Source organism: Agrococcus lahaulensis DSM 17612, from assembly GCF_000425105.1.
Taxonomy (GTDB): Bacteria; Actinomycetota; Actinomycetes; order Actinomycetales; family Microbacteriaceae; genus Agrococcus; species Agrococcus lahaulensis.
Window position 1 is genome coordinate 72373 of record NZ_AULD01000006.1, and the last position, 20266, is coordinate 92638.

The following is a 20266-nucleotide window of genomic DNA, read 5'->3' on the forward strand; positions in this document are numbered from 1 at the left end:
CTACCCGCGCCCCGCTCACCATCGCCCGAAGCGCAGCGAGAGGGCCGCGAGCCCGGCGAGACCGGCCGTCGAGGTGCGCAGCACGTGGTCCCCCATCCGCGCCCGCACCGCGCCGGCCGCGTCGAGCGCCTCGAGCTCGCCCGTGTCGATGCCGCCCTCCGGCCCGACGACGAGCAGCGCATCGCCCTCGAGCGGCACCTCGGCGATCGAGTCGGGTGCGGTCGGGTCGAGCACGACGAGCTGCCACTGCCCGGCGAGGCCCGCGAGCCCCGCGGTGTCGACGACGCCCGTCACCTCCGGCAGCCGCGCGCGGATGGCCTGCTTGCCCGCCTCCCGCACGATCCGACGCCAGCGCTCGAGCGCCTTGTCGCCGCGGTCGCCCTTCCACTGCACGACGCTGCGCCGCGCCTGCCACGGCACGATGACGTCGACGCCGAGCTCGGTGGATGCCTGCACGGCGAGCTCGGCGCGATCGCCCTTCGCGAGCGCCTGAGCGAGCGCGATGCGCGGGCTCGGCTGCGGCACCGCCTCGACGCGCTGGAGCACCACGTCGACGCCGTCGCGCTCGACGCGGTCGACGATCCCCTCGGCGAGCGTCCCGGCGCCGTCGCTCACGAGCACGCGCTCGCCGCGGCGCATGCGCGAGACGACGGCGGCGTGGTGCGCCTCCTCGCCCTCGAGCGTCACGATCGCGCCCGGCTCGGCGCCCGCGAGCGCGTCGTGCCAGTAGCAGTGCGCCATCAGAGGCGCAGGCGGTCGCGCATCTTCGCGAACAGCCCCTGCTTGAAGTGCGCGAGCTGCGGTGCGGGCGCCTTCGTGCGGTCGCGGAGCTCGCGCAGCAGCTCCTCCGTGCGACGGTCGACGCGCTGCGGCGTGACCACCTGCACGCCGAGCCTGAGGTCGCCGCGACCGGCGCCGCGGAGGCGCGTGACGCCGCGCTCCCCGACCGTGATGACGTCGCCCGACTGGGTGCCGGGGCGCACCTCGACCTCGACGGGCCCGTCGATGCCCTCGATGGTGCTGCGCGCGCCGAGCACCGCGTCGGGGAACGACACCTCGAGGGTGCCGAGCAGGTCGTCGCCGTCGCGGGAGAAGACGTCGTGGTGGCGCACGTTGATCTCGAGGTAGAGCGTGCCCGCGGGCCCGCCTGCCTCGCCGACCTCGCCCTGGCCGGGCAGCTGGATGCGCAGTCCGGTGTCGACGCCCGCGGGGATGTCGACGGGGATCGTGCGCTCGGCGCGCACGCGGCCGTGGCCCGCGCACGTCGGGCACGGCTCGGGGATGATGCTGCCGTAGCCCTGGCACGCCGCGCACGGCTGCGACGTGACGACGTTGCCGAGCAGCGACCGCACCTGCCGCTGCACGTGGCCGGAGCCGCCGCACATCGTGCAGCGCTGCAGGCTCGAGCCCGGCGCGGTGCACGCGCCGTCGCACGTCTCGCACAGCACGGCCGTCTGCACGCGGAGCTCGCGGTGCACCCCGAAGACGACGTCGGCGAGGTCGAGGTCGACGCGCAGCAGGCTGTCCTGCCCCGGCTGGCGCCGCGAGCGCGGACCGGCCGAGCGGCCGCCGCCGAAGAACTGCTCGAAGATGTCGCCGAAGCCGAAGCCCCCGGCACCGCCGAGCGACGGCCCGCGGTCGTACTCCGCGCGCGACTGCGGGTCGCCGAGCACGTCGTAGGCGTGCGTGACGTCTTTGAAGCGCTCGGCCGCGTCCTCGCTCGGGTTGACGTCGGGGTGCAGCTCGCGCGCGAGCCGACGGTACGCCTTCTTGATCTCGTCCTGCGTGGCGTCGCGCTCGACGCCGAGGGTCTCGTAGTGGTCGCTCACTCAGTCCTCGCTCAGCAGCCGCGTGAGGTAGCGCGCCACTGCGCGCACCGCGGCCATGTTCCCTGCGTAGTCCATCCGGGTCGGGCCCAGGACGCCCACGTGCCCCTCGCTGCCGTCGGCCGTGTAGGTCGACGCGACGACGGCCGCCTCGCCGAGCGGCCCCGACAGCTCGCGCCCGATGCGGGTCGCGACCTCTCCCTCGGAGCCCATCTCGTCGAAGAGGCGCAGGAGCGTCACCTGCTCCTCGATCGCGTCGAGCACGGGCGTCACGGTGCCCTGGAAGTCTCGCTCCTCGCGCACGAGGTTCGCGGCGCCCGCCATCACGATGCGGTCACCGCCGGCGCCCTGCAGCATCTCGGTGAGCGCCTGCGCGACCGCGCCGGTCGCGGCGGCGATGGAGGCGGGGGCGGATGCGGCTGTCGACGAGAGGCGCTGGACGGCCTCCGCGGGAGCGAGCTCGGCGATCGTCTCGGTGAACGCTCGACCGAGCACCGATGCCTGGTCGGGCTCGATGCGCTGGCCGACGTCGAGCAGGCGCTGCTCGACGCGCCCGGAGTCGAGGATGAGCACGGCGAGCACCTTCGACTCGGTGACCGCGACGAGCTCGACGCGGCGCACGGCGCCGGGCCGCCGCAGCGGCACCTGCACGAGCGCGACCTGGTTCGTGAGGCTCGAGAGCAGGCGCGCGGTGCGGGCGAGCACGTCGTCGCGGTCGACCGACTCGTCGAGGAAGCGCGCGATCGCCTGGCGCTGCGCGGGGGTGAGCGGCTGCATGCGCTGCAGCCGGTCGACGAAGACGCGGTAGCCCTTGTCGGTCGGCACCCGCCCCGAGGACGTGTGCGGCGCGACGATGAGCTCCTCCTCCTCGAGGAGCGCCATGTCGTTGCGGATCGTCGCGGCGGAGACCCCGAAGGCGTGCCGCTCGACGATCGACTTCGACCCCACCGGCTCCCGCAGGGCGACGTAGTCCTCGACGATCGCCCGGAGGACCTCGAGACCGCGATCCGAGACCATCCCGCGCTCCTTCCCCCTGCTGGCACTCTCCGATGCTGACTGCCAATCCTACCGCGCTCCGGCGCGTCGCGCCCGATCGCTCACCCGTTCCCCAGGCGCCCGGGCGCACAATGGCCGTGCGGAACGTCCGCAGAGCTCGCGGACCATTCACGAAAGGCACTCCCCATGTCCGACCCCAACGTGCCCCGCCGAGACGACCAGCACGACCCGGCCGACCCCTCCGTCGAGGGCTTCTCGGTCACCGACGAGCAGCACGCAGCCCCCAGCGCGCCCGCCGCTCCCGCTCTCGGCCAGCCGGCCGAGCCGTTCTCCGCCCCCGCGGCCGGCAGCGCGCCGGGCGCCCCTGGCCAGCCGGCGTTCAGCGCGGGCGGCGACGCCGGCCGCGACTGGAGCCGACCGCACCCCGGCCAGCACGGCAGCGCCCCCTTCGACCAGCCCGCCAGCGGGCAGCCCGGGTACGGCCAGGGCGGCTACGGCCAGCCCGGCGGTCCGCAGCACGGCGCCCCCCAGTACGGGTCGCCGCAGCACGGCGCCCCCCAGTACGGGTCCCCGCAGTACGGATCGCCCCAGTACGGCGCCCCCGGTCAGCCGCAGTACGCGGCGGGCGCGCCCATGTCGCCCGTCGACGAGAAGAACGCCGGCATGTGGGGCCACCTCTCGGGCCTCTCGACGATCGTCACCGGCGGCTTCGGCGGCTGGATCGGCCCGCTCATCGTCTACCTCATCTACAAGGACCGCAGCGCCTTCGCCAGGCAGGAGTCGAAGGAGGCGCTGAACTTCGGCATCTTCATGACCATCCTGGTCGTGGGCATCTGGGTGCTCGCGGTCCTCCTGGGCATCCTCACGTTCGGCATCGGCTCGATCCTCGGCGCCTTCTACTGGGTGCCGCCGCTGCTGCAGGTGATCTTCTCGATCATCGGAGGCGTGCGCGTCAACGCCGGAGGCTCCTACCGCTACCCGTTCAACTGGCGGCTCGTGAAGTAGGCCTCACGGCAGCAGGCGCCGCACGACGGCGTCGGCGAGCAGCCGCCCTCGCAGCGTCGGGACCACCCGGCCCGCGAGGGCGGCTCTGCCGTCGACGAGGCCCTCGGCCACGAGGCCCGCGACCGCGCGGCGCCCCTCGGCGTCGAGCACGTCGATCGCGAGCCCCTCGGCGATCCGCGACTCGAGCAGCACGCGCTCGACCCGGCGCGTCTCGGCGTCGAGCACCTCGCGCGCGAGCGCGGGCGAGCTGCCCGCGGCGAGGCGATCGCGGTAGGCGGCCGGGTGCTTGACGTTCCACCAGCGCACGCCGCCCACGTGGCTGTGCGCGCCGGGCCCGAAGCCCCACCAGTCGTGCCCGCGCCAGTAGGCGAGGTTGTGCCGGGCGACCCTGTCGCCCCGCGCCCAGTTGGAGATCTCGTACCAGGAGTAGCCCGCCTGGCCGAGGGACGCATCCGCCGCCTCGTACATCGCGGCCTGCAGGTCGTCGTCGGGCGCCTCGAGCTCGCCCCGGCGGATGCGCCGCGCGAGGGCGGTGCCCTCCTCGACGATGAGCGCGTAGGCCGAGACGTGGTCGGGCGCCATCGCGACGGCCGCGTCGAGCGAGCGCTGCCAATCGGCGAGCGACTCCCCCGGCGCGCCGTAGATGAGGTCGAGGCTCACCTCGAGCCCCGCCTCTCGCGCCCACTCGACGACGAGCGGCACGCGCTCGGGGTCGTGCGTGCGGTCGAGCGCCGCGAGCACGTGCGGCACCGCCGACTGCATGCCGATCGAGACGCGCGTCACGCCGCCCGCCCTCAGTTGCGCGAGACCGGCACGGTCGATGGAGTCGGGGTTCGCCTCGACCGAGACCTCCGCGCCGTCGGCGAGCCCGAACGCATCCGCCACGCCCTGGAGCATCGCGACGAGGTCGCCCGAGGGCAGGAGCGTGGGCGTGCCGCCGCCGAAGAAGACGGTCTGCATTGGCCGGAGCGGACCGAGCTCGCCGAGCACCTCGCGCGCGAGGCGGATCTCGGCGGCGACGTCGCCCGGGTAGCCCGCGCGCGTCGCGCCGCGCAGCTCGTCGGCCGTGTAGGTGTTGAAGTCGCAGTAGCCGCACCGCACCGAGCAGAACGGCACGTGGATGTAGGCGCCGAACGGCGCATCGGCCGCGGTGCCCTCGGGCAGCCGGCCGTCGGCGGGCGCCGCCTCGCCGTCGGGCAGGCGTCCCACGTCAGCGCACGTCGATCGAGCGCAGCACGTCCATGTAGCGGTCGTGGTACTTCGAGCGCAGCGCCTTCGAGATGGGCGCGCCGAGCTTCGCGTACCACGCCGCGTTGCGGACGATCGCGCGGAAGTGGAGGAAGACCGTCTCGTCCTCGGCGATCTCGATCGTGAAGCGCTCCTCGCCGGCCTCGGGGTGCCCCTCGAGCGAGCCGAGGATCACGCCGTGGCTGTCGGGCTCCTCCTCGACCGCGATGACGCGCATCGGGCCGTGGAACTGCATGCCGAGGAAGCGGATGCGCTGGTCGATCGAGTCGCCCGGCTGGAGGAACGGCTCGCCGTCGGGGCCGAAGTCCTGCTGCGGCTCGACGCTCGCGGCGCGCGTGGCCTCGCCGTCCTGGAAGCCGACCGGGCGGTAGACCGTGCCCTCCTCGGTGCCCACGACGTCGACCTCGATGCCTGCGAGCCGCTGCACCTTCCAGGTGCGCAGCGCCGCGACGGCGGCGTCGAAGCGCGGCCGGCCGTGGCCGATGCGCGCGCGCCGCTGCACGACCTCGAAGCCCTTCGGGGGGAAGCGCGTGAAGTCGAAGTGCGCCGTCGCGCCCACGGCGCCGTAGTTGGTCGAGCGCTCGCGGATGGGCTTCACTTCGCGTCCTTCTTCGACTCGCCGCTCGAGAGGGCGGCGATGAACGCCTCTTGAGGCACCTCGACGCGGCCGACCATCTTCATGCGCTTCTTGCCCTCCTTCTGCTTCTCGAGCAGCTTGCGCTTGCGGGAGATGTCGCCGCCGTAGCACTTCGCGAGCACGTCCTTGCGGATCGCGCGGATCGTCTCGCGCGCGATGATGCGCGCTCCGACGGCGGCCTGGATCGGCACCTCGAACTGCTGCCTCGGGATGAGGTCCTTGAGCTTGCCGGCCATGAGCACGCCGTAGGCGTAGGCCTTGTCGCGGTGCACGATCGCGCTGAACGCATCCACCTGCTCGCCCTGGAGCAGGATGTCGACCTTGACGAGGTCGCCCTCCTCCTCGCCGTCGAGCTCGTAGTCGAGCGAGGCGTAGCCCTGCGTCTTCGACTTCAGCTGGTCGAAGAAGTCGAAGACGATCTCGCCGAGCGGCAGGCGGTAGCGCAGCTCGACGCGGTCCTCCGAGAGGTACTCCATGCCGCCGAGCGTGCCGCGGCGCGACTGGCACAGCTCCATGATCGCGCCGACGTAGTCCTTCGGCGCGAGGATCGTCGCGCGCACCATCGGCTCGACGATCGAGTGGATCTTGCCCTCGGGGAACTCGCTCGGGTTCGTCACGGTGTGCACGACGCGGTCCTCGGTCTGCACCTCGTAGACGACGCTCGGGGCTGTCGCGATGAGGTCGAGGTTGAACTCGCGCTCGAGCCGCTCGGTGATGATCTCGAGGTGCAGGAGGCCCAGGAAGCCGCAGCGGAAGCCGAAGCCGAGCGCGACGGAGGTCTCCGGCTCGTAGACGAGCGCCGCATCCGACAGCTTGAGCTTGTCGAGCGCCTCGCGCAGCACCGGGTAGTCGCTGCCGTCGATCGGGTAGAGACCCGAGAAGACCATCGGCTTCGGGTCGGCGTAGCCCTTGAGGGGCTCGGTCGCCGGGGCGCGGAAGGTCGTGACGGTGTCGCCGACCTTCGACTGGCGCACGTCCTTCACGCCCGTGATGAGGTAGCCGACCTCGCCCGCGGCGAGCCCCTTCGCGGGCACGGGCTCGGGGCTCGAGACGCCGATCTCGAGCAGCTCGTGGCGCGCGCCCGTCGACATCATCTGGATCTGCTCGCGAGGCTGGAGCCGGCCGTCGACCATGCGCACGTAGGTGACGACGCCGCGGTAGCTGTCGTACACGGAGTCGAAGATCATCGCGCGAGCCGGCCCGTCGACGTCGCCCTGCGGCGCGGGGATCGTGCGCACGACGCGGTCGAGCAGCGCGTCGACGCCCACGCCCGTCTTGCCGCTCACGCGCAGCACGTCGTCGGGGTCGCCGCCGATGAGGCCGGCGATCTCGGCCGCGAACTTGTCGGGGTCGGCGGCCGGCAGGTCGATCTTGTTGAGCACCGGGATGATCTCGAGGTCGTTGTCCATCGCGAGGTAGAGGTTCGCGAGCGTCTGCGCCTCGATGCCCTGCGCGGCGTCGACGAGCAGGATCGCGCCCTCGCACGCGGCGAGCGAGCGGCTCACCTCGTAGGTGAAGTCGACGTGGCCGGGGGTGTCGATCATGTTGAGCGCGAACGTCTCGCCGTCGACCTCCCACGGCATCCGGACGGCCTGGGACTTGATCGTGATGCCGCGCTCGCGCTCGATGTCCATGCGGTCGAGGTACTGCGCGCGCATCGAGCGGTCGTCGACGACGCCCGTGAGCTGCAGCATGCGGTCGGCGAGGGTCGACTTGCCGTGGTCGATGTGCGCGATGATGCAGAAGTTGCGGATGCTCGCGGGATCGGTCGAGGCAGGCTCGAGTGCCTTGGTCGCTCTGGGGCTCACGGGTCCTTCTCGATGGGGGTCTCGATGGGGTGGTGCGGAATGGCCCATTCTCCCACAGCGGATGCGTCGGGCCGCGTTGCGACCGCGGGCCGCGCGCTGGTAGAGTCGTTCGTTGGCTTCCCCTTCTTCCGTGCGCCCGTCGCGCGAGGGCGGGTCGCGGCGGGGCTCTTGGGAGCGCAAGCCGCCGCCAACCATCTTCCGATCAGAACAGGACCCCACGTGGCGAACATCAAGTCGCAGATCAAGCGCATCCTCACCAACCAGAAGGCGACCGACCGCAACCGCGCCGTCAAGAGCGAGGTCAAGACCGCTGTGCGCGAGGCGCGCAAGGCGATCGCCGCGGGCGACAAGGCCGTGGCGCAGGAGAAGGTCGCCATCGCGGCGCGCAAGCTCGACAAGGCCGCCTCGAAGGGCGTCATCCACAAGAACCAGGCCGCGAACCGCAAGTCGTCGATCGCGAAGCAGGTCGCCGCGCTCTGATCGAGCCGCACACCTCGAAGGCGGGGGCCCCGACGGGCCCCCGCCTTCGTCGTCCCGCCCGAGTGTCGCCTCCCGCGCCCGAGTGGTCAACTCCGCGCTTGAGTTGTCAACTCCGCGCCTGAGTGGTCAACTGCGCGCCTGAGTGGTCAACTCCGCGGCTGAGTGGTCAACTCCGCGCCTCAGTGGTCGACTCCGCGCCTCCGTGGCGGCCGCGGTGATCGAGTGGCGGCCGCCGTGATCGAGTGGCGGTCTCCGGGATCGAGTGGCGGCCAACGGGAGGGGCCCGCTTCACCCGCGGGAGCCGCCGCTCAGCCGCGGAGGCGCCACTCACCCACGGAACGCGCCACTCACCTGCCGGACGCGCCACTCACCTGCCGGAGCCGCCACTCACCTGCGGGCGACGCCGCCACTCGACGCGGCGATCAGTCGAGGAAGGCGACCGCCCGCACCGGGGCGCCGTCGCCGGCGAGGCGCAGCGGGAAGAAGCCGACCCGCACCCGCGTCGGCAGCGCCTCGAGGCCCCGCACGTTCTCGACGATGAGGCCGTCGGCGCCGAGCACGACCTCGTGGACCGGGAACGACGCATCCGCCGTGCCCGTCGGGTCGGGGCTCAGCGTGTCGACCGCGAGCACCCGCATGCCGCGGCGCTGCAGCTCGAGGGCCGCATCCGCCGCCATCCCGGGGTGGCGCAGCGCCCGGTCGGTGCCGAAGTGCGCGGCCCAGCCGGTGTCGACGAGCACGATGGGCGGCACGCGCTCCGGCAGCGCTCCCGCTGCCTCGAGCCGGCTCCAGTCGTACACCTCGCCGTCTGCGAGCCCCGGCACGCGCACGACGAGCGCCTCCCCCACGAGCTCGTCGAGCGCGACGTCGGCCATCGAGCGGCCGCCCTCGATCGAGTGCGAGGGGGCGTCGACGTGCGTGCCCGTGTGGGAGCCCATCCGGATGCGCGCGACGTCGACGCCGTCGGCGGTGACCGTGAGCGCGGGCTCGATCCGCACCGCGGGGTCGCCGGGGTAGACCTGCATCCCGTCGACGACGGGATGGCTCAGGTCGACGAGCGTGCCGCGAGCATCCCCCGAGGTGTCAGCGCGCATCCGCCGTCTCGGCCAGGTGCGGCACCGGCTCGGGCGCGCCCTTCGCGCGGCCCGGGAGCGAGAGCACGAGGTAGAGCACGAAGGTGACGACGAAGCTCGGCACGGTCGCGCCGAACGGCAGCGGCCACACGTACGCCCAGGCGTAGGCGAGCGCCGCGCCCACGACCCACGAGCCGACGGCGATCCAGTTGACGCCGCCCGTGTACCAGTAGCGGCCCCCGCGCGCCTCGAGGATGTCGGCGGTGTAGGCGCGGCGCTTGAGGAGGTAGTAGTCGACGATCATGATCGCGAAGACCGGCGCGAAGAGCGCGCTGATCGTGACGAGGAACGTCGTGAACTGGTCGAGCAGGCCGAAGAAGGTCGCGCCGATGATCGAGATGGCGCCGAGGATGAGCGCGCTCGCGAGGAACGGCACCCGCTTGCCCGGCAGCGCGTTCACGACCGTCGTGACCATGCCGTAGACGACCATCGTGTTGGTCGCCATGACCGAGAGGAAGATCGCGACGGCGAAGAGCGCGCCGAAGGGCTCGATGATCGTCGTCGGGTCGAAGGCGACAGCCTCGCCGCCGCTCAGCACGACGTAGCCGATCGCGGTCGCGCCGACGGTCATCGCGGTGACGGTCGAGAGCGTGTAGCCGACGCCCGAGCCGATCGCGCCGCCCTTCGTCGTGCGGGCGAAGCGGTTGAAGTCGGCCGACAGGACGGTCCAGGAGATCGCGGTCGCGAGCACGACGTCGAACATCAGGCCGGGCGTGTAGAACGGCTCGGCGCTGCCCGGGATCGCCGCGAACTCGGCGGGCGTGAAGGTCGTGAACGCGGTGATGAAGACGTAGGCGGAGATCGCGAGGATGACGGCTGCGAACCACGGCTCGACGCGCGCGACGCCGGCGTGGCCGAAGATCGCGAGGATGACGACGATCGTCTGGCACAGCACGGCGAAGATCACCGGGCTCGAGAAGCCGGTGAGCGTCTCGACGATGTAGTTGAGCGAGATGCCGGCGAGCATCGCCTGCACCCAGCTCCAGCCCATGAGGATGACGAGGTTCGCGGCGGCGGGCAGCAGGCTGCCGCGGGTGCCGAAGGGGCCGCGCGTGAGCGCCATCGTCGGGAGGCCCGTGCGGGTGCCGATCGCGCCGATGAGCACGAGCACGCACGCGCCGAGCACCGTGCCGCCGACGATGAGGCCGAGCACGAGGCCGTAGGGCACGTCGGGCACGAAGAGCGTGCCCGTCAGCAGCGTCGTCACGACGAGGTTCGCCGCGAGCCAGATCATGAGCATGCGGCCGGACGAGTAGGTGCCGCGGACGGGACCGGCGTCGTCGGCGCTCGCCTCCAGTCGGCGTTCGAGGCGGGAGTAGAGCGACATCGGTCTCCTTCGACGGGTGGGGCTTGGGACGGGACTGGGAAGTGTCAGGCGAGCGGTGAGAGGTGCTCGTGCACGGCGACCAGGCGGTCGCCGTCCACGGCGAAGACGATCGACTCGCGCTCGCGGTACGACTCGCGGCCCTCCCCTGTCTCGACCGTCGTGTCGACGGTGTGGCTGAAGACGGCGCCGCCGGGCAGCGGCTGCACGAGCGGCTCGCTCGAGGCGCACGAGACGACGCGCCAGCCGCTCTCGACCCACGTGCTCCACAGCCGCTCGTACTCCGCGCGGCTGTCGAGCCGGCTCGGCTCGGTGTGGAAGACGAAGGATGCGTCGGGGCTGAAGAGCGCGAAGTAGCGCCCGCCGTCGGTGGCCGCGAAGGCGTCGACGATCGCGGCCGCGGCGGCCTCGACCTCGGCGGCGTCAGGCGTCCGCACTGCCGTCACCGGAGGCATCCGCCGTCGGCGCCATCGCGCTCAGCAGCTCGTAGACGACGTGGCTCGCGGCGATCGCGGTGAGCTGGGCGTGGTCGTAGGCCGGGGCCACCTCGACGACGTCGGCGCCGACGATCTGCAGGTCGGAGAGCGCGCGCAGCATGCGCAGCAGCTCGCGGCTCGTGAGACCGCCGGCCTCGGGCGTGCCCGTGCCGGGCGCGTGCGAGGGGTCGAGCACGTCGATGTCGATCGAGATGTAGAGCGGCGCGGAGCCGATGCGTGCGCGCATGCGCTCGATCGCGGCGGCGACGCCGTGCTCCTCGACGAACTCGCTCGTGACGACCGCGAAGCCGAGCCGCTCGTCGTCGACGAGGTCCTGCTTGTCGTAGAGCGGCCCGCGTGTGCCGACGTGCATGCTCGCGGTGAGGTCGATGAGCCCCTCCTCCGACGCGCGGCGGAACGGCGTGCCGTGGGTGATGGGGGCGCCGAAGTACGTGTCCCACGTGTCGAGGTGGGCGTCGAAGTGCAGCACCGCGACCGGGCCGTGCTTCTTGGCGATGTCGCGCAGGAGCGGCAGCGCGATCGTGTGGTCGCCGCCGATCACGACGATGCGGTCGGCGCTCTCGTGCAGCGCGCGCGAGCCCGCCTCGATGTCGGCGACCGCCTCCTCGAGGTCGAACGGGTTCGCGACGATGTCGCCCGCGTCGGCCACCTGCTGCGCGCCGAAGGGGAAGACGTCCTGCGCCGGGTTGTAGGGCCGCAGCAGCCGCGAGGCCTCGCGCACGTGCGAGGGACCGAAGCGAGCACCGGGGCGGTAGCTCACGCCGCTGTCGAACGGCACGCCAGCGACGGCGATGTCGGCGCGCCCGACCTCGTCGAGCCGCGGCAGCCGTGCGAACGTCGCGATGCCGGCGAAGCGCGGGACCGCGCTCGCGTCGACGGGTCCACGCGGCGTGGAGGGACGATTCTCCGAGGGTTGCATATGAGACAACTTTCGATACGCTTCGTGCAACTAGTGTCGTCACCGTACGCCTGACCAGAAGCGTTCGTCAAGGCGAGAGAGCAGAAGCGAGGACCGGTATGCGCCCCATCCACCCTGACGCGGACGAGAGCGCGATCGCGATCGGTGCGAAGCTGCGCTCCGCGCGCACCGCGCAAGGCATGTCGCTCAGCCAGGTCGCGGCGACGTCGGGCCTCTCGAAGGGCTTCCTCAGCCGCCTCGAGCGCGACGAGACGTCGCCGAGCGTCGCGACGCTCGTGCAGCTGTGCCAGGTGCTCTCGCTCCCGGTCGGCGCGCTCTTCGAGGAGCCGGACGTGCAGCTCGTGCAGTGGGCGGACGCACCGCGCATCAACCTCGGCGGCGTCGGGGCGGACGAGCGCATGCTCTCGCCGCGCGGGCAGGAGCAGCTGCAGGTGCTCCGCTCCGAGCTCGAGCCCGGCGCGCACGGCGGGTCGGATCTCTACACGATCAGCTGCGAGGTCGAGGTGCTGCACGTCGTGGCCGGCGCGGTCGAGGTGCGCTTCGCCGACCGCACCGTGCTCGTCGGTGCCGGGGATGCACTGACGATGCCAGGCCGCGAGCCGCACACGTGGCGCGTGGCGGGCGACGAGCGGGCGGTCGCGATCTGGGTGCTCGCGCCGGCGCCCTGGAGCGGCTCCGCGTAGCCGCCTCAGGCGCGCGCGGCGAGCTGCCGCACGAGCCGCTCGACCGCGTAGTGCGGGTCGCGCTCGGCGCCCTTCACGGCGTGGTCGGCGTGGGCGATCGCCTCGATCGCCTCGCACAGCGTCGCGTCGGTGTAGCCGCGCAGGTCCTTGCGGGCGTTCCTCACCTGCCAGTCCTGCATGCCGAGCTGCCGCGCCGCCTGCGAGTCGCCGCCGGCCGCGCCGGAGACCTTCGCGAGCTGCCGGAACCGCATCGCGAACGCCGCGACGATCGGCACCGGATCGGCACCGGTCGCGATCGCGTGCCGCAGCGTCACGAGCGCGGTGGCGACGTCGCCCGCGATCACGGCGTCGACGACGGCGAACGCGGTCGTCTCGACGCGGCCCGAGTAGTAGGTGCGCACCACCTGCTCGGTCACCTCGCCCTGCGTGTCGAGCGCGACTTGGCGCACCGCGTTCGCGAGCTCCGCGATATCGGAGTGGAACGCATCCACGAGTGCGGCGATCGCGCCTGGCGTCGCCTCCCGCTCGAGCAGCCGCAGCTCGCCGCGCACGAACGGCACGAGCTCGTCGCGCTTGAGCGGCTGGCAGACCACCTCGATCGCGCCGGGCGTCTTGCGGATCGCGTCGAGCATCTTCTTGCCGCGCACCGTCGAGCCGTCGTGGCGGATGACGAGGGTCGTGCCGTCGACGGGCGCCGCGAGGTAGCGGAGGACGTCGGCGATGAGGGCGTCGGTCGCCTTCACGCCGTTCTCGACGCGCACGAGCCGAGGCTCGTCGAACAGCGAAGGGCTCGCGATGAGCTCGAGCGCGCCGTCGACGTACTGGCCGGCGTCGACGTCGTGGATCTCGAGCTCCGGATCCTCCATGAGCAGCAGCGCGCGCAGCCGCTGCATCGCGCGGTCGGCGAGGAACGACTCCTTGCCGAACACGAGCACGACCGGCGCGGGAGAGATCTGCTCCCAGCCGATCTTGGGGATGCTCGCTGCCACCCACCCAGCCTACGGCGGGCCGCCGACGCGCTCCGACCAGACGTGCACGACGGCCGCGTCCAGCGCGAGCGCGATCGTGCCGAGCTCGGATGGAGTTCCTGAGGGGCGGTCAAGTGATCGACTTCGGTCACCTCTACTCGTCGCGTCCACGATCATCGCGCTGAGCTCACGCTGTTGGATCATGCTCTCGGGGAGCGCGAGCTCCGCTCGAATGTCGGCGCCGTCCCTTACTGTCATGCCATGACTTCGCAGATCGATCTCGCCGGCATTTTCATTGACGGCTTCGCAAGCGTTCCGGCTCAGTTCGCCGCAATGTACGCCGCTGCCCCTGAGTCCTGGAACGCCGCCGGTCTCGGGTTGCTCGCGCTCGCCGGCGTTGCCTTCGTCGCTCGCCGCGCGCGCGGACGCTCGCTCCGATCGCATTAGCTTCGGGCAAGCACGGCCGGACAGCCCCAGGAGTCGATTCGGTCGGTCGGCGCTCACTTAGACCGGGCGCTCACGCCGACGCGGATCGAGTGCTGCTTTCGCGGAGTCGGCGAATCATCTATGCCGGCAGCGCCCCGCGGAGACGGGCGCGCTTCTCACGGGATATCTGATGGCTGAGCTTGTGCTCGAGTCGCCGCGTCGGAGTTGACGTAGATCTTGAGGATGCTCGCTGACACGCCCCAGGCCTACGGCGGGCCGCCGACGCGCTCCGACCACACGCGCACGCCGCTGTCGTCGACCGCGAGCGCGACCGTGCCGCGCTCGTCGGTGCGGAGGGGCTGGCCGCCGGCCTCCCGCACGAGCCGCAGGGACGCATCCGTCGGGTGCCCGTAGTCGTTCTCCCCCACGCCGACGAGTCCGACGGCGGCGCCGATGCGGCGGTAGAGCGCGGGCAGCTGGTCGGCGGAGCCGTGGTGCGCGACGACGACGACGGATGCGCGGGGCACGCCCGCGCGGAGAAGTCGCGACTGCGACTGCGCACCGAGGTCGCCGAGCACGACGAGCTCGAGCCCGCCGCCCGGGGAGTCGATCGCGACCGCGACGCTCGCGTCGTTGCCTGGCTCCTCGTCGCCGATCGGCCAGAGCGCCTCGACGTGCAGCTCGCCGAGCGCCCACGCGTCGCCGCGCCGGGCCTCGTGCGTCGCGGCGCCGGCCGCGGCGACCTCGGCGACGAGCGACTCGGAGCGCTCGTCGACCGGGCCGTGGACGAGCAGCCCGACCCGGCCGAGCAGCGCGCTCGCGCCGCCCGCGTGGTCGACGTCGAAGTGGGTGAGCACCAGCAGGTCGACCTGCCGCACGCCGAGTGTGGTCAGGCAGCCGTCGATGCGCGACGGCTCGGCGCCGGCGTCGACGAGCACGGTCGCCGCGCCGTGGCGCATGAGCGTCGCGCTCCCCTGCCCCACGTCGCACTGCGCGATGCTCCAGTCGGCGAGCGCGCCGAGCCGCACGCTCGGCCACGCCGCGGACCCGGCGACTACGAGCCCGATGGCGGCGGCGATCGCGACACCGCGCGCGATCCGGCCGCGGGCCTGGCCGATGAGCACCGCAGAGAGCATGGCGGATGCGGCGAGCGCGCCCCAGGGCGCGACCGGCCAGGGCACCTGGGCGGCGGGCAACTGCTGCGCGACCATCGCGACCTGGGCGATCCAGGCGGCCGGGAGCCAGGCGAGCCACGCGAGGCCGATCGCGACCGCGGGGGCGAGCGGCGACGCGAGGCACGCCGCGAGTCCGACGACGGTGACGACCGGTGCGGCCGGGCCGGCGAGCAGGTTCGCGAGCACCGAGACGGCGCTCACGCTCGCGTCGAGGCCGACGAGCACCGGCAGGCACCACAGCTGCGCGGCAACCGGCACCGCGATGAGCGCGGCGATCGGCATCGGCAGCACCCGGGCGAGCGCCTCGGCTATCGGGCGCCCGTGCACGATGAGGCCGCACGTCGCGAGGGCGGAGAGCGCGAAGCCCGGGCTCGTCGCGAGGTGCGGCTGCACCGCGAGCACGAGCAGCACGGCGAGCGAGAGCAGCGCGACCGCGCCCGCTCGCCGGCCGGTGACGACGCCGACGAGCGCGATCGCCGCCATGGCCCCGGCCCGCACGACTGATGGCTCGGGCGTGACCAGCACGACGAAGCCTGCGAGCGCAGCGGCGGCGACCGCGACGCGGACGGGTCGGCGAGCGCCGACCGCGGCGGCGAGCTGGAATGCCGCGCCGACGACGATGACGCAGTTCGCGCCCGAGACGGCCGTCAGGTGGCTGAGGCCGGAATCGAGCATCGCCGCCCGCAGCGTCGCGCTCACCCGTCGCTCGTCGCCGATCGTGAGGCCCGGCAGCAGCTCGCCGCCCATGCCCGGCAGCTGCGCGGACGCCGCGAGCAGTCCGTCGCGGAGCGTCCCGGCCCACGACGCCCAGTCGGCCGGCGCACCGACGTCGAGCGCGCCGCACGCGAGCAGCCAGCGCGAGCCGTCGAGCCACGCATCGCAGCGGCCGATCGCCGTCGCGCCGATCGCGAGCGGCGCATCCGGCGCGCGCAGCAGCATCGCGCTCCGCGCCGTGCGCGCACCGTCGCACCCGGTGACGACGACCTCGGTCGGCGGCGCCTCCCCGAGCAGCAGCAGCGCGAGCTCGTCGCAGCGATCGATCGCGCTCGAGGTTGCCGCGTCGGCGCCCGCGAGGAGCGGGCACGCGAGCGCCGCGCCGAGCGCGACGGTGCGCAGCAGCGCCGCCGTCCGCTCGCCTCGCCGCGCGACGAGGTGGGCGAGCAGCAGCCCACCGGCGGCGATCGCCGCGCACGCGATCGCCCCGAGTCCGAGCGCGACCGGGTGCGGACTCAGCACAGCGAGCGCGGCCCACGCGATCGCGACCGGCAGGGCGAGGCGCACATCGCGCATCAGAGCGTCACGAGCGGCGTGAGCGTCGCGAGCAGCGCCGGTCCGATGCCGGGCACGTCGTCGAGCTGCGCGAGGTCGGTGAACGGCCCGTGCTCATCGCGGTGGGCGATGATCGCGAGCGCGAGCGACGGACCGACGCGCGGCAGCGACTCGAGCGCCGCCTGGTCCGCCTGGTTGAGCGACACGAGCCCGCCTGCCGCGACGCCGCTGCCCGGCGCGCCGGGAGGCGGGGCCGCGGCGGCCTCCTCGACGGTCGGCACGATGAGCTGCTCCCCGTCGACGACCGGCCGCGCGAGGTTCAGCGCACCGGGCGCCGCCTCGGCGCTCGTACCGCCGGCCCGCGCGAGCGCGTCGAGCACGCGCGAGCCGCTCTGCAGCCGGTAGACGCCGGGCCTGGCGACCGCGCCCTGCACGTCGACGACGAGGTCCGATGCGGCCGTCGCGACGGGCTCCGCGACGATCGTCGCGGGAGCGGCGTCCTGCACCATGCGCTGCGCGACGCCGCCGGCGACGGCACCTAGCACGAGCAGCACCGCGGCCCCCGCGCCCAGCCGCCAGCGCGCATCCGTCCCGGCCATCCGGGAACGGTAGGGCGGATGCGTCGGCGCTGGTGCCGGGGCAGGGAGCGTCTGTGGATCAGCGCGGCTTCGACACGGTCAGCGCGCTGCGCGCGCGGACCGGCTCAGCCAGCGGCCGGGTCGGGTCAGCCGACGACGAAGTTCACGAGCTTCGGCGCCCGCACGACGACGTGCCGCACGACCCCGTCGCCGATCGAGCGCGCGACGCCCGGGAGCTCCCGGGCGCGGCGCTCGAGCTCGGCGTCGGCGATGTCGACGGGCACCTCGACGCGGTCGCGCACCTTGCCGTTCACCTGCACGATCGCCGTCGTCGACTGCTCGACGAGCAGCGAGCGGTCGGGCTTGCGCCATCCCGCGTTCGCGATCGAGGGCCCGTGGCCGAGATTCGCCCACATGTCCTCCGCCGTGTACGGCGCGAAGAGCGAGAGGCCGAGGGCGATCGTCTCGACCGCCTCGCGCACCGCGGGGTCGGCGGCGCCGGGGCCCGAGTCGACGGCCTTGCGGGTGGCGTTCGTCAACTCCATGAGGCGAGCGACGACGACGTTGAACTTGAGCGACTCGACGAGACCCGGCGCATCCGCCAGGAACCGGTGCGTCTCGCGCCGCAGCCCCCGGTCGCCGCCCTTCGGATCGGCGCCGCGCTTCGCGAGCGGCTCCTTCGAGAGCCGCCACGCGCGCGCGAGGAACTTCTGCGCGCCGGCCGGGCTCACGTCGCGCCAGTCGATGTCGTCCTCGGGCGGGCCCGCGAAGCTCATCGCGAGCCGCACCGCGTCGACGCCGTGCTTCTCGAGCTCGTCCGACAGCTCGACGAGGTTGCCCTTCGACTTCGACATCTTGCCGCCGTCGAGGATCACCATGCCCTGGTTGAGCAGCGACTCGAAGGGCTCGGTGAAGGGCACGTGGCCCATGTCGAAGAGCACCTTCGTGATGAAGCGCGCGTAGAGCAGGTGCAGGATCGCGTGCTCGACGCCGCCGACGTAGCGGTCGACGGGCGCCCAGCGCTCGACCTGCGCCTTGTCGAACGGCTGGGTGTCGTCGTTCGGGCTCAGGAACCGCAGGTAGTACCAGGAGGAGTCGACGAACGTGTCCATCGTGTCGGCGTCGCGGCGCGCGGGGCTGCCGTCGATCGGCGAGGGCACGTTGACCCAGTCCTCGGCCGCGCCGAGCGGGCTCGAGCCCTTGGGCGCGAGGTCGAGGCCGTGCGAGTCGGGCAGCGTGACCGGCAGCTGCTCATAGGGCACCGGCACCTCCTGCCCGTCGGCGGTGTGGATGATCGGGATGGGCGTGCCCCAGTAGCGCTGGCGGCTCACGAGCCAGTCGCGCAGCCGGAACGACTTCGCCGCGCGGCCGACGCCCTTGCGCTCGAGCAGCTGGATCATGCGGCCGATCGCGTGCTGCTTCGAGAGCCCGTCGAGCTCGCCGGAGTTGATCATGCGGCCCTCGCCCGGCAGCGCGACGCCGGTCGAGGCCGGGTCGAGCGGGGGGAGGTCCTCGGGCAGCACCGCGTTGCCGTGCTCGTCGAGCGGGATCGTCGGCATGACGCCCGTGACGGGTGCGAGCGTGTCGACGACCACCTTGATCGGCAGGTCGAAGGCGCGCGCGAAGTCGAGGTCGCGCTGGTCGTGCGCCGGCACCGCCATGACGGCGCCGTGGCCGTAGTCGGCCAGCACGTAGTCGGCGGCCCACACCGGCATGCGCTCCCCCGTCAGCGGGTGGATCGCGAAGCGGCCGAGGTCGACGCCCGTCTTCGGGCGCTCGGTGCTCTGCCGGTCGATCTCCGTCATCCGCCCGACCGTGTCGAGGTAGTCCTGGAACCGCATCCGCACCTCGGGGCTCGCGCCGGCGGCGAGCTCGGCGGCGAGGTCGGAGTCGGGTGCGACGACCATGAACGTCGCGCCGTAGAGCGTGTCGGGACGGGTCGTGAACACGGGCACGCGCGAGTGGTGGCCCTCGATCTCGAACTCGACCTCGGCGCCCTCGGAGCGGCCGATCCAGTTGCGCTGCATGCGCAGCACCTTCTCGGGCCAGCGGCCCTCGAGCTGGTTGAGGTCGTCGAGCAGCCGGTCGGCGTAGTCGGTGATCTTGAAGTACCACTGGGTGAGCTTCTTCTTGACCACGGGGGTGTCGCAGCGCTCGCACAGCCCGCCGATGACCTGCTCGTTGGCGAGGACGGTCTGGTCCTTCGGGCACCAGTTGACGTTCGAGGGCTTCCGGTAGGCGAGTCCGGCCTTGTACATCTCGAGGAACAGCCACTGGTTCCACTTGTAGTACGAGGGGTCGGAGGTGTGGAGGATGCGGTCCCAGTCGAAGGCGGTCGCGTAGAGCCGCATCGAGCGCTTGTGCTGCTCGATGTTGGCCTCGGTCCACTCCTTCGGGTCGGCGCCGCGCTTGATCGCGGCGTTCTCGGCCGGCAGGCCGAACGAGTCCCAGCCGATCGGGTGCAGCACGTTGAAGCCCTGCTGCCGCCAGTAGCGCGCAAGCACGTCGCCGTAGGCGTACGACTCGGCGTGCCCCATGTGGAGGTCGCCCGACGGATAGGGGAACATGTCGAGCACGTACTTGCGCGGCCGGGTGTCGGTCTCGTCATCGGTCGCGAAGGGGCGCAGCTCGTCCCACACCGGCAGCCATCGCTGCTGGATGCGGGCGAAGTCGTAGGTCTCGTCGGTCACATGGGCTCCTGGATGTCGTCGGCCGGAGTCGGCACGACGGCTTCCCAGTCTACGGGCGCTCGTGCGGAGGCGACGCGTGGCACAATCGGGGCAGCCGGAGGGAGGCCCAACGGTGCCGGAGTTCGAGAATCCGCCCGCGACGGTCGATGTGCCAGGCGTGCGCGTGACGCGCATCGTCGCCGTCGACGCTGAGCGCGGCACGGTGTGGCGCTGCCTGACCGAGCCCGAGCTGCTCGCGCGCTGGCTCGGGGACATCGCCGCGTTCCCCGACGGCGTCGTCGCCGGCGCGACCGGCCGCTTCGCCTGGACGGGCGAGGTCGTGCTCGCCGCGCGCATCCGCGAGCTCGAGCCCGGCGCGCGCTTCGTCTTCGACTGGGCCGAGGGCATCCTCTCCGACAAGGCGTCGACGGTCGAGATGACCCTGCGCGACGTCGACGGCCAGACCCAGGTGCACCTCGTCGAGTCGGGGTTCCCGCTCGAGGGGGACGAGGCGTCGAAGCGCGAGTCGCTGCGCGCGCTCGCGGCGGGGTGGACGGTCGAGCTCGACGAGCTCGTCGACCTCGCCGAGCACCTCGAGGCGGCGAGCGACTGACGCAACTGGAGG

General features: G+C 72.8%; 19 protein-coding genes. 5 read left to right on the top strand and 14 right to left on the bottom strand.

Annotated elements, in window-relative coordinates; all coding sequences use genetic code 11:
• Nucleotides 1-15: 15 nt before the first annotated feature.
• The 3 genes from H508_RS0105080 to hrcA are packed head-to-tail and all read right to left on the bottom strand — an operon-like array spanning nucleotide 16 to nucleotide 2843.
• On the bottom strand, nucleotides 16-741 hold the full coding sequence (locus tag H508_RS0105080; protein ID WP_026373275.1) for a 16S rRNA (uracil(1498)-N(3))-methyltransferase: 726 nt from the start codon (nucleotides 739-741) through the stop codon (nucleotides 16-18).
• Complete coding sequence (locus H508_RS0105085; RefSeq protein WP_026373276.1) at nucleotides 741-1829, bottom strand: DnaJ C-terminal domain-containing protein; 1089 nt, start codon at nucleotides 1827-1829, stop codon at nucleotides 741-743. Before H508_RS0105085 ends, H508_RS0105080 begins: the two co-directional genes overlap by 1 nt.
• Nucleotides 1830-2843 (bottom strand): heat-inducible transcriptional repressor HrcA, encoded by a 1014-nt coding sequence (hrcA, locus tag H508_RS0105090; RefSeq protein WP_026373277.1) that lies wholly within the window; start codon nucleotides 2841-2843, stop codon nucleotides 1830-1832.
• Nucleotides 2844-3008: 165 nt separating this feature from the next.
• Here hrcA and H508_RS16620 point away from each other — a divergent pair, with 165 nt between their 5' ends.
• The gene (locus tag H508_RS16620) at nucleotides 3009-3827 is read left to right on the top strand and encodes a DUF4870 domain-containing protein (protein ID WP_051222774.1); all 819 of its coding nucleotides are present in this window, start codon (nucleotides 3009-3011) and stop codon (nucleotides 3825-3827) included.
• Nucleotides 3828-3830: 3 nt separating this feature from the next.
• Here H508_RS16620 and hemW read toward each other — a convergent pair whose 3' ends face one another.
• From hemW to lepA, 3 genes are read right to left on the bottom strand one after another with little or no spacing between them, the layout of a single operon-like run.
• Nucleotides 3831-5036: a radical SAM family heme chaperone HemW gene (gene hemW, locus H508_RS0105100; RefSeq protein ID WP_026373278.1), complete on the bottom strand. Its 1206-nt coding sequence runs from the start codon at nucleotides 5034-5036 to the stop codon at nucleotides 3831-3833.
• 1 nt (nucleotide 5037) lies between these two features.
• Complete coding sequence (locus H508_RS0105105; protein WP_026373279.1) at nucleotides 5038-5673, bottom strand: DUF1990 domain-containing protein; 636 nt, start codon at nucleotides 5671-5673, stop codon at nucleotides 5038-5040.
• Entirely contained in the window at nucleotides 5670-7520 is a 1851-nt protein-coding gene (gene lepA, locus H508_RS0105110; protein ID WP_026373280.1) for a translation elongation factor 4, read from the bottom strand. The genes H508_RS0105105 and lepA overlap by 4 nt, the downstream gene beginning before the upstream one ends.
• 219 nt (nucleotides 7521-7739) lie before the next feature.
• Between lepA and rpsT the strand changes: the two genes are divergently transcribed.
• Complete coding sequence (rpsT, locus tag H508_RS0105115) at nucleotides 7740-8000, top strand: 30S ribosomal protein S20 (RefSeq protein ID WP_026373281.1); 261 nt, start codon at nucleotides 7740-7742, stop codon at nucleotides 7998-8000.
• Between the two features lie 422 nt (nucleotides 8001-8422).
• Here rpsT and H508_RS0105120 read toward each other — a convergent pair whose 3' ends face one another.
• The 4 genes from H508_RS0105120 to speB are packed head-to-tail and all read right to left on the bottom strand — an operon-like array spanning nucleotide 8423 to nucleotide 11873.
• Complete coding sequence (locus tag H508_RS0105120) at nucleotides 8423-9094, bottom strand: cyclase family protein (protein WP_051222777.1); 672 nt, start codon at nucleotides 9092-9094, stop codon at nucleotides 8423-8425.
• Complete coding sequence (locus tag H508_RS0105125; protein WP_026373283.1) at nucleotides 9084-10460, bottom strand: purine-cytosine permease family protein; 1377 nt, start codon at nucleotides 10458-10460, stop codon at nucleotides 9084-9086. Before H508_RS0105125 ends, H508_RS0105120 begins: the two co-directional genes overlap by 11 nt.
• A 44-nt stretch (nucleotides 10461-10504) precedes the next feature.
• Entirely contained in the window at nucleotides 10505-10903 is a 399-nt protein-coding gene (locus H508_RS0105130) for a nuclear transport factor 2 family protein (RefSeq protein WP_342663256.1), read from the bottom strand.
• Complete coding sequence (gene speB, locus H508_RS0105135; RefSeq protein WP_026373285.1) at nucleotides 10881-11873, bottom strand: agmatinase; 993 nt, start codon at nucleotides 11871-11873, stop codon at nucleotides 10881-10883. Before speB ends, H508_RS0105130 begins: the two co-directional genes overlap by 23 nt.
• 98 nt (nucleotides 11874-11971) lie before the next feature.
• Here speB and H508_RS0105140 point away from each other — a divergent pair, with 98 nt between their 5' ends.
• Entirely contained in the window at nucleotides 11972-12556 is a 585-nt protein-coding gene (locus tag H508_RS0105140; protein ID WP_026373286.1) for a helix-turn-helix domain-containing protein, read from the top strand.
• A 5-nt stretch (nucleotides 12557-12561) separates the two neighbouring features.
• Here H508_RS0105140 and holA read toward each other — a convergent pair whose 3' ends face one another.
• The gene (holA, locus tag H508_RS0105145; protein ID WP_026373287.1) at nucleotides 12562-13545 is read right to left on the bottom strand and encodes a DNA polymerase III subunit delta; all 984 of its coding nucleotides are present in this window, start codon (nucleotides 13543-13545) and stop codon (nucleotides 12562-12564) included.
• 240 nt (nucleotides 13546-13785) lie between these two features.
• Here holA and H508_RS0105155 point away from each other — a divergent pair, with 240 nt between their 5' ends.
• Entirely contained in the window at nucleotides 13786-13971 is a 186-nt protein-coding gene (locus H508_RS0105155) for a hypothetical protein (protein ID WP_026373289.1), read from the top strand.
• A 245-nt stretch (nucleotides 13972-14216) separates the two neighbouring features.
• On the opposite strand, the gene H508_RS14640 is transcribed toward H508_RS0105155, so the two are convergent.
• The 3 genes from H508_RS14640 to leuS form a co-directional block, all read right to left on the bottom strand.
• Nucleotides 14217-16415: a ComEC/Rec2 family competence protein gene (locus tag H508_RS14640; protein ID WP_035254151.1), complete on the bottom strand. Its 2199-nt coding sequence runs from the start codon at nucleotides 16413-16415 to the stop codon at nucleotides 14217-14219.
• On the bottom strand, nucleotides 16415-16993 hold the full coding sequence (locus H508_RS0105165) for a ComEA family DNA-binding protein (protein ID WP_026373290.1): 579 nt from the start codon (nucleotides 16991-16993) through the stop codon (nucleotides 16415-16417). Before H508_RS0105165 ends, H508_RS14640 begins: the two co-directional genes overlap by 1 nt.
• Before the next feature lie 125 nt (nucleotides 16994-17118).
• Nucleotides 17119-19662: a leucine--tRNA ligase gene (gene leuS, locus H508_RS0105170; RefSeq protein WP_026373291.1), complete on the bottom strand. Its 2544-nt coding sequence runs from the start codon at nucleotides 19660-19662 to the stop codon at nucleotides 17119-17121.
• Nucleotides 19663-19774: 112 nt separating this feature from the next.
• Between leuS and H508_RS14645 the strand changes: the two genes are divergently transcribed.
• Nucleotides 19775-20254, top strand: a complete 480-nt coding sequence (locus H508_RS14645) for an SRPBCC family protein (RefSeq protein ID WP_245569459.1) — start codon at nucleotides 19775-19777, stop codon at nucleotides 20252-20254.
• Nucleotides 20255-20266 lie beyond the last annotated feature (12 nt).

What these genes read in the sequence shown, in the direction of transcription:
- H508_RS0105155 (WP_026373289.1), top strand. Translation starts at nt 13,786, where the DNA reads ATGACTTCGCAGATCGATCTCGCCGGCATTTTCATTGACGGCTTCGCA.
- speB (WP_026373285.1), bottom strand. Translation starts at nt 11,873, where the DNA reads ATGCAACCCTCGGAGAATCGTCCCTCCACGCCGCGTGGACCCGTCGAC.
- H508_RS0105140 (WP_026373286.1), top strand. Translation starts at nt 11,972, where the DNA reads ATGCGCCCCATCCACCCTGACGCGGACGAGAGCGCGATCGCGATCGGT.
- H508_RS14640 (WP_035254151.1), bottom strand. Translation starts at nt 16,415, where the DNA reads ATGCGCGATGTGCGCCTCGCCCTGCCGGTCGCGATCGCGTGGGCCGCG.
- hrcA (WP_026373277.1), bottom strand. Translation starts at nt 2,843, where the DNA reads ATGGTCTCGGATCGCGGTCTCGAGGTCCTCCGGGCGATCGTCGAGGAC.
- H508_RS0105080 (WP_026373275.1), bottom strand. Translation starts at nt 741, where the DNA reads ATGGCGCACTGCTACTGGCACGACGCGCTCGCGGGCGCCGAGCCGGGC.
- H508_RS16620 (WP_051222774.1), top strand. Translation starts at nt 3,009, where the DNA reads ATGTCCGACCCCAACGTGCCCCGCCGAGACGACCAGCACGACCCGGCC.
- H508_RS0105165 (WP_026373290.1), bottom strand. Translation starts at nt 16,993, where the DNA reads ATGGCCGGGACGGATGCGCGCTGGCGGCTGGGCGCGGGGGCCGCGGTG.
- H508_RS0105120 (WP_051222777.1), bottom strand. Translation starts at nt 9,094, where the DNA reads ATGCGCGCTGACACCTCGGGGGATGCTCGCGGCACGCTCGTCGACCTG.
- H508_RS0105125 (WP_026373283.1), bottom strand. Translation starts at nt 10,460, where the DNA reads ATGTCGCTCTACTCCCGCCTCGAACGCCGACTGGAGGCGAGCGCCGAC.